General features: G+C 44.7%; 16 protein-coding genes. 2 read left to right on the forward strand and 14 right to left on the reverse strand.

Translation table 11 applies throughout. The features are described from left to right. Positions 1-349: 349 nt before the first annotated feature. From fdxB to ACM5QX_RS11945, 9 genes are all read right to left on the reverse strand, one after another. Positions 350-646, reverse strand: coding sequence for a ferredoxin III, nif-specific (gene fdxB / locus ACM5QX_RS11905; protein ID WP_414753686.1), 297 nt, complete (start codon positions 644-646; stop codon positions 350-352). A gap of 88 nt (positions 647-734) precedes the next feature. Further along, positions 735-1,034: a 2Fe-2S iron-sulfur cluster-binding protein gene (locus tag ACM5QX_RS11910; protein WP_011320938.1), complete on the reverse strand. Its 300-nt coding sequence runs from the start codon at positions 1,032-1,034 to the stop codon at positions 735-737. Positions 1,035-1,068: 34 nt separating this feature from the next. Further along, positions 1,069-1,440 (reverse strand): iron-sulfur cluster assembly accessory protein, encoded by a 372-nt coding sequence (locus ACM5QX_RS11915; RefSeq protein WP_011320937.1) that lies wholly within the window; start codon positions 1,438-1,440, stop codon positions 1,069-1,071. 23 nt (positions 1,441-1,463) lie between these two features. Further along, positions 1,464-2,261, reverse strand: a complete 798-nt coding sequence (locus ACM5QX_RS11920; RefSeq protein ID WP_414753687.1) for a HesA/MoeB/ThiF family protein — start codon at positions 2,259-2,261, stop codon at positions 1,464-1,466. An 11-nt stretch (positions 2,262-2,272) separates the two neighbouring features. Further along, positions 2,273-2,590 carry a nitrogenase-stabilizing/protective protein NifW gene (gene nifW, locus ACM5QX_RS11925; RefSeq protein WP_414753688.1) on the reverse strand — a complete coding sequence of 106 codons (318 nt, stop codon included), beginning with the start codon at positions 2,588-2,590 and terminating at the stop codon, positions 2,273-2,275. Then, positions 2,587-2,823, reverse strand: coding sequence for a CCE_0567 family metalloprotein (locus ACM5QX_RS11930; RefSeq protein ID WP_414753689.1), 237 nt, complete (start codon positions 2,821-2,823; stop codon positions 2,587-2,589). Before ACM5QX_RS11930 ends, nifW begins: the two co-directional genes overlap by 4 nt. A 48-nt stretch (positions 2,824-2,871) precedes the next feature. Next, positions 2,872-3,348 carry a NifX-associated nitrogen fixation protein gene (locus ACM5QX_RS11935; protein WP_414753690.1) on the reverse strand — a complete coding sequence of 159 codons (477 nt, stop codon included), beginning with the start codon at positions 3,346-3,348 and terminating at the stop codon, positions 2,872-2,874. Further along, positions 3,345-3,749, reverse strand: coding sequence for a nitrogen fixation protein NifX (nifX, locus tag ACM5QX_RS11940; protein WP_414753691.1), 405 nt, complete (start codon positions 3,747-3,749; stop codon positions 3,345-3,347). Before nifX ends, ACM5QX_RS11935 begins: the two co-directional genes overlap by 4 nt. 28 nt (positions 3,750-3,777) lie before the next feature. Then, entirely contained in the window at positions 3,778-6,489 is a 2,712-nt protein-coding gene (locus ACM5QX_RS11945; protein WP_414753692.1) for a bifunctional nitrogenase iron-molybdenum cofactor biosynthesis protein NifEN, read from the reverse strand. Between the two features lie 92 nt (positions 6,490-6,581). Between ACM5QX_RS11945 and ACM5QX_RS11950 the strand changes: the two genes are divergently transcribed. Next, positions 6,582-6,968: a four helix bundle protein gene (locus ACM5QX_RS11950; RefSeq protein WP_414753693.1), complete on the forward strand. Its 387-nt coding sequence runs from the start codon at positions 6,582-6,584 to the stop codon at positions 6,966-6,968. Positions 6,969-7,016: 48 nt separating this feature from the next. Here ACM5QX_RS11950 and ACM5QX_RS11955 read toward each other — a convergent pair whose 3' ends face one another. From ACM5QX_RS11955 to nifH, 4 genes are all read right to left on the reverse strand, one after another. Continuing rightward, positions 7,017-7,304, reverse strand: coding sequence for a Mo-dependent nitrogenase C-terminal domain-containing protein (locus tag ACM5QX_RS11955; protein ID WP_414753694.1), 288 nt, complete (start codon positions 7,302-7,304; stop codon positions 7,017-7,019). A gap of 109 nt (positions 7,305-7,413) precedes the next feature. Further along, complete coding sequence (gene nifK / locus ACM5QX_RS11960; RefSeq protein WP_414753695.1) at positions 7,414-8,952, reverse strand: nitrogenase molybdenum-iron protein subunit beta; 1,539 nt, start codon at positions 8,950-8,952, stop codon at positions 7,414-7,416. Between the two features lie 72 nt (positions 8,953-9,024). Beyond that, positions 9,025-10,500 carry a nitrogenase molybdenum-iron protein alpha chain gene (gene nifD / locus ACM5QX_RS11965; RefSeq protein ID WP_414753696.1) on the reverse strand — a complete coding sequence of 492 codons (1,476 nt, stop codon included), beginning with the start codon at positions 10,498-10,500 and terminating at the stop codon, positions 9,025-9,027. 87 nt (positions 10,501-10,587) lie between these two features. Next, positions 10,588-11,478: a nitrogenase iron protein gene (nifH, locus tag ACM5QX_RS11970; RefSeq protein ID WP_414753697.1), complete on the reverse strand. Its 891-nt coding sequence runs from the start codon at positions 11,476-11,478 to the stop codon at positions 10,588-10,590. On the opposite strand from nifH, the gene ACM5QX_RS11975 reads away from it, so the two are divergent. Next, entirely contained in the window at positions 11,477-11,665 is a 189-nt protein-coding gene (locus tag ACM5QX_RS11975) for a hypothetical protein (protein WP_414753698.1), read from the forward strand. The genes nifH and ACM5QX_RS11975 overlap by 2 nt on opposite strands. A gap of 14 nt (positions 11,666-11,679) precedes the next feature. Here the strand turns inward: ACM5QX_RS11975 and nifU are convergent, their stop codons facing one another. Next, the gene (gene nifU / locus ACM5QX_RS11980) at positions 11,680-12,606 is read right to left on the reverse strand and encodes a Fe-S cluster assembly protein NifU (protein WP_414753699.1); all 927 of its coding nucleotides are present in this window, start codon (positions 12,604-12,606) and stop codon (positions 11,680-11,682) included. Positions 12,607-12,777: the final 171 nt, after the last annotated feature.

The raw sequence follows: 12,777 nt of genomic DNA on the forward strand, positions 1-12,777 counted from the left end.
AATTGTTATTAGTACCTTTTGTAACTGCTAAGACATTAAAATTTTGTTCATTATGAACTATTAAACAAATTTTTATTTTTGCACAAAGATTATTGTATTTATTATACATAAGACTACGCTATATTCATTTGTAATAAATTTTACTTTTCCCTATATAATAAAAGTAATTTTGAAAAAATATTAGCTTTTTTGAGGAAATTGTGGCTTTATAGAGTTAATTCAAACAATAAAGGAGTAAAAAGCGAATTTAGGTTACTTTTCACTCCTATTTTTCTGAAATTTAGTTGTTCTATTCGGTAAAAAATACTACTGCTTGACAGATTTCACATAATTGAAGACTTAAAAATCTTTAATTATGTTCAAGTGGGCTATGGGTGTAACAATTTTTCGGACAAGCCCTAGCGCAAGCCTGACAGCCAATACAATACTCTGGATGAATAATAGACATTACTTTGCGTTCGATTTCTTCTCCCTCCTCATCTTCTACAAATTCGCCATTTTCATTCAGCGCTCGCAGTATTAGCACATTCTGGCCGCAAGCCTTAAAGCATCGACCACAACCAATACATTTATCTTGGTTAATTGCTTCTACAAATTGGGGTGTCCAGACTTGACCTCCAAAGGTTAAACCAGTGAGTGTTGCCATAGGGTGATTGTTCGTAATTGTAAGGGTCTGAGGGGCAGAGGGGGCAGAGGGGGCAGAGGAGAATGACTACTAACTGTGGAGTCAAGACTCAAACTAAATAGGGTTCTTGATGAGTGCGAATTGTGCAGTCAGAACGGGGATAGGAGACACACAGGACAATAAATCCTTTAGCCATTTGCTCTTCATCGAGAAATACTTGTTCGGACTGATCAACTTCACCCTCAACCACTTTAGCGACGCAACTAGAGCAAGACCCAGATTGACAGGAAAAGGGTAACTCTATGTCTTGTTGTTCTGCGGCATCTAGAATTGTGGTATTTTCATCAACAGGAATAGTAATGTCGATCGCTCTCTTCTTATTAATCAATCTCACTTGATAAGTCGTCATCTTCGTATCCTCCAAATCAATAGGGTTTAGGGTATCAACTACAAGGAACGCCAGCCGGACTGCAATTACCTGCTTGGAATGATTTCCCACAGCCACAGGTATCAGTAGCATTGGGATTACTAAACTTAAATCCGCTTTCTAGCAAGCCATCGACAAAATCAACCACAACGCCTTCTAGTAATGGCGCACTTTGCGAATCAACATAGATCCGTAATTTCCCTTGTTGCAGCACCATGTCATCTGCTTGGGGTGCGTTAATAATTTTGATGGAATACTGATAGCCACTACAACCACCATCTTCCACAGCAACGCGTATCCCTCGTTGGGTGGAATTTTCATCTTTACTAAAACTTAAAAGAAAAGTACGCAGCCGGAATTCTGCTGCCTCTGTTAAAGTTAAAGTCATAAAAGATACCTTTAAACTATTGACTATTGACTATTGACTAAAACGCGACTTAGTTGTTGAGGGTGAGGATAGTGTTGAGAATGAGTACCGCAAACTGGACAATTGCGATCGCGGTAAGAACGACGCTTGGCGAATGTTAACTGGTGCAGATTCATTGTCAACAGTTCTGATGAGAGTGGCTGACTAAATCCAGTAATTAACTTCATGGCTTCTAGTGCTGTCAGACAGGCGAGAGTTCCCGAAACTGCACCCAGCACACCAAAACCACGCCGATCCCATTCTGGTTTTTCGGGAAATAGACAAGACAAACAAGGCGTAACACCAGGAATAATTGTTGTCAGATAAGCGTCCATCCCATCCATTGCGGCTTCTACCATCGGCTTACGCCAACGTACACAAGCTGCATTCAATAAGTCCCGTTCCCCAAAGTTGTGAGCGCAGTCCAGTGCTACATCGGCGGATTGAACTAAGGAATCAACGTTATCTGGTGTAACGTAATCAAATATGGCTTCAACCTCCACATCTGGGCTGATATCTTCCAGCCTTTCTTTCGCTTTAAACACCCTTGGCTTACCCACCCAATCATCACTCATCAGAATCTGGCGATTCATATCATCCAGCCGCAACTCACCGCCTCGAACCAGAATCAACCGTCCCACACCAGCTACCGCCAAGTAAAGCGCGGCTGTTCCACCTAACCCACCTACACCCGTCACTAATACCGTTGCAGATTTAAGTCGCTGCTGTGCTTCTTGTCCAAAACCAGGGAGCATGATTTGGCGGCGGTAACGTTCTAATTCAGTAGGCGTGAGATTTACCACTTTTTGATCTCCTAGCTTGTTGCAATTTCTGTCAGCATGACAATATTTTTCGGCTTCTGTTTAAACACCTTGAACAACTTTTGTTCTAAAGGTGTAGAACTCAAGAAAATTTCGTAAGCTTGTTTAAGTGCTGTGCAATATAAATCGAGCTTTTCTGCTTGGCTGGCTTGTGAATTATTAGCATCAATCTCTTGAATAGATTGAGAAAACTGCTTCAAAATATGCAGGCGGTTAACCTGAACTACTTTAGGCTCATAAGGTAGTTGAAAAAAATCGAAATATTCCTCTGCATTTACAAGTTTATTAAACTGTTCAATATCCCATGTCATGATTTTTTCTCCAAACTTTTTAGCTGAGACTTTAATTCATCTAAATGACGATAGATTTCATAAGTTTCGGCTGCTAGTGCTGTCAAATTTTGGTAATCAATTGGCAAACCTTCAGCCAAATCATGCAGATCCATTTTCAATTGACCAGCCTTACTGTTCAGTTTCTTAATTTGTAGTTTTAACCCTTCAATCGTCTGTTGATTGACAGAATCTGTTTTGGCTGACTGCACCATAATACTTCTCATCTCTCTGCGACTCTGCGTGATAAAAAATTATCTTGATTACAACTTAGTAACCTCAGTATATTTCTCCGCTAACTCAATCCCCTTTAGTGTCAGTTTCTCACCCTCTGCTGCTAACTTTTCTATCGAATCAAAGCCAAAACGTTGAGCATCACGTAAGGTTCTAGATACTAACAACAGCCGACCAGAGAATACCAACACCCAACCAAAACCTTCATGACTCAAATCAAGAACCACCTGGGATAGTGAGCCAGTTTTCTGTTCGATTTGGGAGGCGATCGCCCGATAGAATGACATAATCCTGGCTTTGGTAGCCGATTCAACATCACCCTCTACAGAGATTTGGCGTTTAGCTTGCTTGCTGACAATATAAGGTTTGAGAATTAATTCATCCGACCAATTGCGATAAAATCCATAAGCATCTTGAGCGCGAATTTGTCTTACCAATTCTTGAACAAATGGAGATTCTAAAGCTTTGCTACTGATGGATTGATTAACAATTTCAGTTGAACTCATACGCCTACTTCCTCCTCTACAAAACTTGATGATTTTTGTTGTAAGACTTTCCGCAACCAAGGTGGAGGACTGCCTTTCAAAGTTTTGACTAACTGTTCCAAAAGGTCAGTAATTTTGTCATCCTCAGACCGCGCCTTGATTGGTGTAATTCGTTTCTTAATTAACCGAGCAGCCGCACTTCCGCCAATTGCTGATACATAAACAATCGTACAATCAGCCAAAGCTTCAAGTTTAGGTACTAATTTATCCTCGTTACCATCTTCTTTCAGGTCGCCCTCAAACCTCAAAGTATTGAGAAACTGATACCCATCTGGTGAAACTTCATAAACATCAATTTTATTAGCCCAACCAAAATGAGCATTAATATGAATTTGGTCATTAGTTGCAAAAGCAATTTTCATAATTTATCTTCCACGAATGACGAAATTTCTAATGCTTGGCTTTTTCTTCTTCTGCTTCCAGAAATAAATTGCCAATATCAAATAAAAGTTGTGTAGTCCCTCGATAGCCCACAGTACAACGTTGTCCATTACCCAAGCGGTCAAAAATAGGAAAACCAAGACGATAAAAAGAAGTTTCTAGACGGCGGGAAATGGTTTTACCATGAGAATTAGCAATCACCAAATCAGAACCTACCGCTAACCGCTCAAAGTCTTCCAAATCGCCAATAGTGACGCTTTCCACTGGCAGTTTTTCTAAAAGCGGCGACTTTGTAGTTGTGACTGCGGCCTGAACTTCAGCACCCATTGATTGCAAAAACCAAACTATTGACCATAGCAAATCCGGTTCTAGTGCTAACGAAACCCGCTTACGCCCGAAGTAAAAGTGAGTATCCAGCATCGCGTCTTGCAACTGGCGGCGTTGGTGGCGGTATTTGGCTGGGACTGTATTCCCACTAATATCAACCAGTCCTTGCAAAAAGTCATCCACTGCATCTAACCCAGTCAGTTGGGGAAAGACTTCGTAAGGTATGCCAAACCGTTGTTGCAAACTCTCGGCTGCACCCCGCACACTTTCGCCTAGTGCGAGGGTAAACACCGAACTACCCATTTGTCGGAGTTCTGCCAAAGTTGTACCGCCACCTGTCACCGCACTGTAAGAATCATCTAAATGACCATCAAGTGAAGCGGAAAGGTCAGGTACGACAATGGCTTTTAGCCCAAAGGCTGAGACAATCTCTTTAATTTCCTGCACATCCCCAGACGTAAACGCAGAACTTGCCAAAATATTGATTTGGTCTAGCCGGGTTTCTCCGGGTTGGGGAATTTCTTTAACTATGCTTTCGACTGCTGTGGCAAAACCATCCTGCAATGCACCTTTAAAATCAGGTGTAGAAGCAAATACAATCGGCAAATCATATAATTCTGGGTGGCGTTTGCGGATACTTCTGAGGATGCCTTGCATATCATCCCCTCTGGTTTCCGTAAGTCCGGTAGTTAACAAACCAATAATTTCTGGCTTTGACTTTTCTACCAGCGTCAAGATTGCTTGCTCAATATTATCTTCGCCACCCAAGATAGTGGTAACTTCAGTCATGGCAGTGGTGGATAGGGGAATGGCTTCCCGAAAATGCCGCACTAACATGACTTTGGCGAAAGCAGTACAACCCTGAGAACCGTGAAACAAAGGCATTACGCCCTTCAATCCTAAAAATGCTAAGGCTGCACCTAAAGGTTGACTTTGCTTCAAAGGATTAACCGCAACCACCTTTTGCGAATTTTGAACTACAGTTTTCCCCCTCTGCTCCCCTGCTTCCTCTGCTCCCTCTGCTCCATCTTCCCACAATGCCGGCTTACGCACCTGCGCCCAGACTGGACTGTAAAGCGCTTCATCCAGTTCTCGCGCCATTTCCACCATACCCACATAGCCAGCATAGGGATGATGCCGTTCTTGGTTAATATCTAAAAAGGGGATACACGCTTTCAGGGCCGTGTATTGATTGCGACCACCAGCAATCAGCATATCGGCTTTCGTTTGGGCGATTACTCGTAACAGTTCTTGAGCATTGCCTTTTTCCATGACGATGCCATCTTTGCCCAGTAAGTCTATAATTTTGGCTTTATCCTCCTCAGTGCTTTTCTTGCTGCTAGTGGCGACAACTTCCATTCCCAAGTCTTTAGCCGCCGAAATAATTGACCAACTTTTCACACCCCCGGTATAAAGAACAACACGCTTACCTTTGAGGCGATCGCGATAGGGAGCCAAAGCAATATCTAAAGCAGCAGTTTCTTGGGTAATTAACTGTTCTACTCGCTCTTGCAGACCTTGATCACCTAACTTTGCAGCAATATTCCGCAAACAGCGATTCATGTCATCCACGCCATAGAAAGATTCTTCAATGTAGGGAATGCCATAGCGCTCCTCCATCTTTCTTGCCACGTTAATCAAGGCTTTGGAGCAGATCATCACATTCAGCTTGGCGCGGTGAGCATATTGCACTTCTTTATACTTAGCATCACCCGTAATTTTAGCGAGAACTCGAATACCTAATTTTTCAAATAAAGGCAGAACTCCCCACAATTCGCCTGCAATGTTGTACTCACCAATGAGATTAATATCTAATGGGGTTGTATATTCTGGTTCAGCACTACCGATAACGTATTCTAGTAAGGCTTCCCCACCGACTCGATTACCAAGGTTTTTACTACCAATAAAACCAGGGGAATTCACAGGGATTACAGGTGTACCTGTTTTCTTGGCTGCGGCTTCACAGACTGCATCTAAATCATCGCCAATCAATGCTGTAACACAAGTGGAGTAGACAAAAACTGCCGCAGGTTGATAGCGTTGTTGCACCTCCAAGATGGCTTTGTACAGCTTCTTTTCCCCACCGAAGATAATATCATTCTCACTCAGGTCGGTTGTAAAACCCATTTTGTAGAGATGGGAACCAGAGGAAAGGCTACCACGACCACCCCAAGAATTACCAGAGCAGGCGATCGGCCCGTGGACTAAATGAGCTGCATCAGTAATGGGGACTAGGGCGATTGATGCGCCATCAAAAGCACAACCTCCTTGTGCTGCACCAGGTTGGGCTTGTTGATGACAGGATTTGTTTTTTTTCTGCCCATGTTTGTGGTGATTGTGTTCGCATCCTGGCTCACTTAGCAGCTCGTTAATTTTGCCTTGGGTGATTTTCATTGGTGTTTGAGTAATATTGTGTTTGGTTAAATACTTCTCATCAAGTGAGCAGAGGAAGCGGAGGAAGCAGAGGGGCAGAGGAGGCAAAGAAGATGGAAAAGAAACCTATTAAAAGTCATAAAGATTTGAAGGTTTATCAGATGGCATTTGATGCCGCTATGAATATCTTTGAACTTTCTAAAAAATTTCCTGTTGAAGAGCGTTATTCATTAACGGATCAAATTCGTCGGTCTTCACGCTCTGTTTGTGCAAATATGGCTGAGGCTTGGAGAAAGCGTCGATATAAGGCAGCTTTTGTTGCTAAACTTAATGACTGTGAGGCTGAAGCTGCTGAAACTCAGACTTGGATTGAATTTGCTGTTAAGTGCAACTATCTTGATGTTGAATCAGGCAGAGAGATATATGCAACTTACAATCAAATTCTCAGTGGATTAGTGAGTATGATTACTAACCCTTCACCTTGGCTAATGAAACGCTAGTATTATTCCTCCTCTGCCCCCTCTGCCCCCTCTGCCCCCTCTGCTCCCTCAGCAAATATATCTGGTGATATCTTCACCACATTCATCAGAGAGGTAGGAGAGGCTGCGGAAGCGTAAGGCTATAAATTCGTCGTAGAGGGGATTGAGTTTGCAGAGTGGGGGGATGTGGATGGTGTGTCCCAGGAATGTAATGGTTCGTTCAAAGGGACAGCAGCAGGGAATGAGGCGGCAAATTAGATGGGCGGTATTGCGATCGCACACTTGAATTTGATCTACCCATCGACGTAGGGGGGAGAGAATATTGAAGCTTTCCGGGGTGTGGATGATGGTACTCATAGCGGGCAATGTATAAGGAGAGCAGAGGGGGCAGAGGGAGCAGAGGAAGCAGAGGGGGCAGAGGAGGAAGAGGAGGAATGCCCAATGCCTCATGCCCTCTGCCTAGTTACTATCGAATTAAGTCGTAGGAAATATCGGTCTTAGATGGAATGATGGTGTTACGATCCAACTCATCCAGAATGGTGTTAACTATCCAGTTGAGTAGGTTGATTGTGCCTTGGTAGCCGTAGGTGGCGTAGCGGTGTAGGTGGTGGCGGTCAAAAATCGGGTAGCCAATCCGGACAAATGGGGTTTTGGTGTCGCGCCAGAGATATTTACCGTAGGAGTTACCGATGAGCAAGTCTACAGGTTCGGTGAATAGCAAAGACCTCATGTGCCACAGGTCACGTCCACCGTGGATAGTAGCACCTTGACCAAAGGGGCTAGAGTCCAGTAATGCCCGCAGTTCTGCTTCAAAATGTTCGTTACTGTTGCTGACAACGATGTGGACTGGTTCTGCACCCAGTTCTAACAGGAATTGTGTCAAACCAATCACCAAATCAGGATCGCCATACATCGCCACGCGCTTGCCGTGTAACCATGCTTGAGAATCGGTCAAGGCATCCACTGCGCGTCCGCGTTCATCTTCTAATTCTTGGGGAATTGGCTTACCAGTTAACGCCGATAGTTTCATCAGAAATTCATCAGTGCCACGAATCCCGACTGGACGGTTAACGTAGGTCTTTTGCTTCCATTCGTGTTCGATGTACTCACGAGTTTTAGTAGTGGCGTAAGCTTGCAGGGCAATGGTCGCTTCTGCATTGATGGAATCAGCCGCGTCCTCTAGCTTAGTTCCGCCAGGATACATATTGTATTCCCCGTTATTTGGAGAATCCAGGTATTCTGAGTTATCTGCCAACAAGGTGTAGTTAATTCCCATCACATTGGCAATCCGTTTAATTTCGCGCAGGTTGCCAATATAGGTTTCAAATCCTGGAATAAAGTTGATTTTGCCGTTGCTGGTTTCTTTCTTCTTCCCGGCTGTCAAATTCGACAGAATCCCCTTGATCATGTTGTCGTAACCCAAAATATGGGAACCTACAAAGCTGGGGGTATGAGCATAAGGAACTGGGAAGTCTTCAGGCACAGCACCTTCCTCTTTTGCAGTTCTGATAAAAGCTTGCAGGTCATCTCCTATTACCTCTGCCATGCAGGTAGTACAAACAGCGATCATCTTGGGCTTATATAGGTTATAGGAAACTGCTAAACCTTCAACCAAGTTTTTCAGACCACCGAATACGGCTGCATCTTCTGTCATAGAGGAGGATACAGCAGAAAACGGTTCTTTGAAGTGGCGGGTTAAGTGACTACGGAAGTAAGCAACGCAACCTTGAGAACCATGTACGAAAGGTAGTGTACCTTCAAAACCCACGGCTGCCAAAATTGAGCCTAGAGGTTGACAAGCTTTTGCTGGGTTAACGGTCAAAGCTTGACGAGCAAAGTTCTTTTCGCGGTATTCCCAGGTCTTTGTCCACTCAGCAATGCGGGTAACTTCTTCGGGGTTGTGTCCACATTCAAACTCTTTCTTGGCTTGAAATAATTCTTGATATTCTTGCTGTTGAAAAAGTTCGGCGTGATCCTTAATCTTGTTTACATCATTTTGAGCCATTGGTAGTCTCCAAGTTTGGGGGGTGGGGAGTATCAGAGCAGGGGAGCAGAGGGGGCAGAGGAAGAGGCTGAATTATTTCTTCCACGGAGCGCCAATTAAGCTCCAGGTGGGGCTGTTGAGAGCTAGATCCATGTCACGGGCGAAGATGGCGAATCCGTCGTAGCCGTGGTATGGCCCGGAATAATCCCATGAGTGCATTTGCCGGAAGGGAAGCGCCATTTTTTGGAAGACGTACTTCTCTTTAATACCAGAGGCAATTAAATCGGGATTGAGTGCTTTAACGAACTGCTCGAACTCATAAGCAGATACGTCATCGTAAATCAGAGTGCCGTTTTCCACGTAGTGGGTAGTGCGTTTGTAGTCGTCGTTGTGACCAAATTCGTATCCTGTACCAATTAGCTTCATACCCAGGTCTTCAAAGGCTGGTACAACGTGGCGAGGACGCAGACCACCAACCATGAGTGCAACGGTTTTCCCTTCTAAGCGGGAGCGGTACTTGTCAAGCACAGCTTTGGTTTGGGCTTCGTACTTAGCGATGACTTCTTCTGCTTTTGCTTGAATGGTTTCGTCAAACTTGGCTGCAATTTCTCGTAATGACTTAGCAATTTGAGTGGGGCCGAAGAAGTTGTATTCTAACCAGGGAATACCATAGGTTTCTTCCATGTGGCGGGCGATGTAGTTCATGGAGCGATAGCAGTGAACTAAGTTCAGTTTCACGCTGGGAGTAAGCATCATCTCATGGAGTGTGCCGTCGCCAGACCACTGCGCTACAACGCGCAACCCGATTTCTTCTAAGAGGATGCGACTAGACCAAGCATCACCGCCGATGTTGTAATCACCGATGATTGCTACATCGTAAGGGCCTGGTTCAAATCCGAGTGTGCCTTCTTTCTTGGCTTTGTCGGCTTTGGGGAATACCCAGTCGCGGATGGTGTCGTTAGCAATGTGGTGTCCAAGGGACTGAGACACACCCCGGAAGCCTTCGCAACGTACAGGAACAACGGTTTTGCCAGTATCTTTGGCTTTCTTCTTGGCAACGGCTTCGATGTCGTCTCCAATTAGACCGATGGGACACTCGGATTGTATGGAAATACCGCGATTGAGGGGGAATAGTTCTTCAATTTCATCGATGAGTTTAGCGAGTTTTTTATCTCCACCAAATACAATGTCCCGTTCTTGGAAATCGGAAGTGAACTGCATCGTGCCGAAGCTATCAATGCCAGTAGTACCGATGTAATAGTTACGACGACCAGACCAGGAGTAGTAACCGCAACCGACCGGGCCGTGGCTGATGTGGATCATGTCCTTGATTGGCCCCCAAACCACACCTTTAGAACCTGCGTAGGCACAACCACGGGTGGTCATTGTACCGGGAACGGATTTGATGTTGGATTTAACGCCGCAATCTGATTTGCCTTCTTCGTAAACGTTGAGGTGCTTTTCCCGTCTTTTACGTGATTTTTCGGGATAGGCTTGTAGCACATCTTGAATAAGTTCTTTTTTATCAACGACTGGCGTTGTTTCGTTTAAAGATTCGGTAGGTGACATAATTTTTGGGGATGAGGAAGTTGCTATTGGAGTTCCATGAAGTAAGGGCGAGTAGTGAGGGTTTCAGCCTCACTACGAAACAGAGTATTAGACTACTACTGCTTTGCCTGCGTCTTGAGCGATCGCTTTTTGATATTCTTCTTCGCCGCCAAGAATACCGAACTCCACCAGCAGTTCTTCCAATTCGTCCATTGAGATGGGGGTGGGGATGGTCAGTTTGGTATTTTCTTTGATTTTCTTCGCCAAGGTGCGGTATTCGTTGGCTTGGGGATGTTCGGTAGCGTATTCAATTACTGTCATCCGGCGCAGTTCTGCGTGTTGTACTACGTTGTTGCGAGGTACAAAGTGAATCATCTGGGTGTTGAGTCTTTCAGCCAATGCTTCAATCAATTCGACTTCTCGGTCAACATTACGGCTGTTGCAGATGAGACCACCCAAGCGTACACCACCGGAGTGAGCATATTTCAAAATACCGCGAGCAATGTTGTTTGCTGCATACATCGCCATCATTTCACCAGAGCAAACGATGTAGATTTCTTGCGCTTTCCCCTCCCGAATTGGCATGGCGAAACCACCACAAACAACGTCGCCTAATACGTCGTAGGAAACGAAATCAAGGTCTTCATAAGCGCCGTTTTCTTCTAAGAAGTTAATGGCGGTGATGATACCACGTCCAGCGCAGCCCACACCAGGTTCGGGGCCGCCAGACTCGACACACTTAACGCCTTGATAACCAGTCAATAATACTTCGTCCAGTTCTAAATCTTCGACTGCACCGCGTTCCGCAGCTAAGTGGAGAATGGTAGTTTGAGCTTTGCTGTGCAACATCAAACGAGTGGAGTCTGCTTTGGGGTCGCATCCGACAATCATGATGCGTTCGCCCATTTCTGCAAGACCAGCGATCGTGTTTTGCGAGGTTGTGGATTTACCGATACCACCTTTACCGTAGAAAGCGATTTGTCTAATGTTGTCAGTCATGGTAGTTTCTCCTGCAATAATTTTCGTTGTTGGGATTTTATGGTTTGTGTTTGATGGCGGCGATCGCTTTAAAATAACTAGGCGATCGCTTTTGAGAACGGCCTTGGTGGCGATGAACTACGCCCCACCGGAGGTGAACGCTCTAAAAGGTTGGGAACGAGAAAAGAGAAATTGTGCATCTATTTAGTTAGGTGAAAATTTTTATCTAGCTCTACTGATACTGAATAATGGGTCAACTGCTTCTACTCGCAAGCTGTGGCTAACACGCTCTTGCAATTTGGCTTCAACAGCAATTTTGAGGGTGGCGGTACTGCTAGGACATGAACCACAAGCACCTTGCAATACTACTTGGACGTTATCTCCTTGCACATCGTACAGTTCGATATCTCCTCCATCAGCAATTAGTAGTGGTCTAACTTCTTCATCCAAAACTTTTTGAATCAAGGCAATTTTTTGGACAGTTGTTAGCGGTCGTGGGGATTGTTCCTGAGTAGTAGCGGCAATTTTTGTACTTAATTTGTAAGTACCCACAGGTGCTGATTCCTTGATAACCGCAGAGATGAGGTCATCGATATCAGCAAGACAAGAACCGCAACCACCACCAGCTTTGATATAACTTGTGACCTGTTCGGCGGTGGTGAGATTGTTTTCCCGAATCACACGGCGAACTTTAGACTCGCTGATTCCAAAGCAGCGACAAACTAAAGCCCCTTCATCATCATCATGAGCAGCTACAGGAATACCTCGGTATTTGAAAATCGCTGCTTCTAAAGCTTCTTGTCCCATTACCGAACAGTGCATCTTGGCTTCTGGTAATCCGCCCAGGTATTCAGCAATCTCCTTATTGGTAACTTTTAAAGCTGAATCTAAAGTTAAACCCTTAACTAACTCAGTCAAAGCCGAGGAAGAAGCGATCGCACTGGTACAACCAAAGGTCTGAAAACGAGCATCTAGAATTTTATCAGTGTCTACTTCTATCTTCAGGTGTAGTCTCAAAGCATCTCCGCAGGCAATACTACCCACCTCACCAAAAACCACTACCACCCCTGCTTCGTTACTATCTGCGATCGCACCTTGGTTTTTAGGATTGTAAAAAAGCTCTAATACCTTCTCTGTATATTCCCACATAACTAATTTAGATTGTGTATTAATTATTTGTTTTGTTATTCGTTATGGCTATCAAAGAAACTCCCTCCTCTGCCCCTCTGCTCCCTCTGCCTCCTCTGCCTCCTCTGCCTCCTCTGCCTCCTCTGCCTCCTCTGCCTCCTCTGCTCCCTCTGCTCCCTCTGCTCCCTCTGC

Origin of the sequence: Anabaena sp. CCY 9910 (assembly GCF_963920875.1) — a bacterium.
Taxonomy (GTDB): Bacteria; Cyanobacteriota; Cyanobacteriia; order Cyanobacteriales; family Nostocaceae; genus Trichormus; species Trichormus variabilis.

Coding starts and splice junctions, on each gene's coding strand:
- nifH (WP_414753697.1), bottom strand. CDS start 11,478: ATGACTGACAACATTAGACAAATCGCTTTCTACGGTAAAGGTGGTATC.
- ACM5QX_RS11930 (WP_414753689.1), bottom strand. CDS start 2,823: ATGGTGCAGTCAGCCAAAACAGATTCTGTCAATCAACAGACGATTGAA.
- nifX (WP_414753691.1), bottom strand. CDS start 3,749: ATGAAAATTGCTTTTGCAACTAATGACCAAATTCATATTAATGCTCAT.
- ACM5QX_RS11915 (WP_011320937.1), bottom strand. CDS start 1,440: ATGACTTTAACTTTAACAGAGGCAGCAGAATTCCGGCTGCGTACTTTT.
- nifK (WP_414753695.1), bottom strand. CDS start 8,952: ATGGCTCAAAATGATGTAAACAAGATTAAGGATCACGCCGAACTTTTT.
- ACM5QX_RS11975 (WP_414753698.1), top strand. CDS start 11,477: ATGGTAGTTTCTCCTGCAATAATTTTCGTTGTTGGGATTTTATGGTTT.
- ACM5QX_RS11935 (WP_414753690.1), bottom strand. CDS start 3,348: ATGAGTTCAACTGAAATTGTTAATCAATCCATCAGTAGCAAAGCTTTA.
- nifD (WP_414753696.1), bottom strand. CDS start 10,500: ATGTCACCTACCGAATCTTTAAACGAAACAACGCCAGTCGTTGATAAA.
- fdxB (WP_414753686.1), bottom strand. CDS start 646: ATGGCAACACTCACTGGTTTAACCTTTGGAGGTCAAGTCTGGACACCC.
- nifW (WP_414753688.1), bottom strand. CDS start 2,590: ATGACATGGGATATTGAACAGTTTAATAAACTTGTAAATGCAGAGGAA.
- ACM5QX_RS11955 (WP_414753694.1), bottom strand. CDS start 7,304: ATGAGTACCATCATCCACACCCCGGAAAGCTTCAATATTCTCTCCCCC.
- ACM5QX_RS11945 (WP_414753692.1), bottom strand. CDS start 6,489: ATGAAAATCACCCAAGGCAAAATTAACGAGCTGCTAAGTGAGCCAGGA.
- ACM5QX_RS11910 (WP_011320938.1), bottom strand. CDS start 1,034: ATGACGACTTATCAAGTGAGATTGATTAATAAGAAGAGAGCGATCGAC.
- nifU (WP_414753699.1), bottom strand. CDS start 12,606: ATGTGGGAATATACAGAGAAGGTATTAGAGCTTTTTTACAATCCTAAA.
- ACM5QX_RS11950 (WP_414753693.1), top strand. CDS start 6,582: ATGGAAAAGAAACCTATTAAAAGTCATAAAGATTTGAAGGTTTATCAG.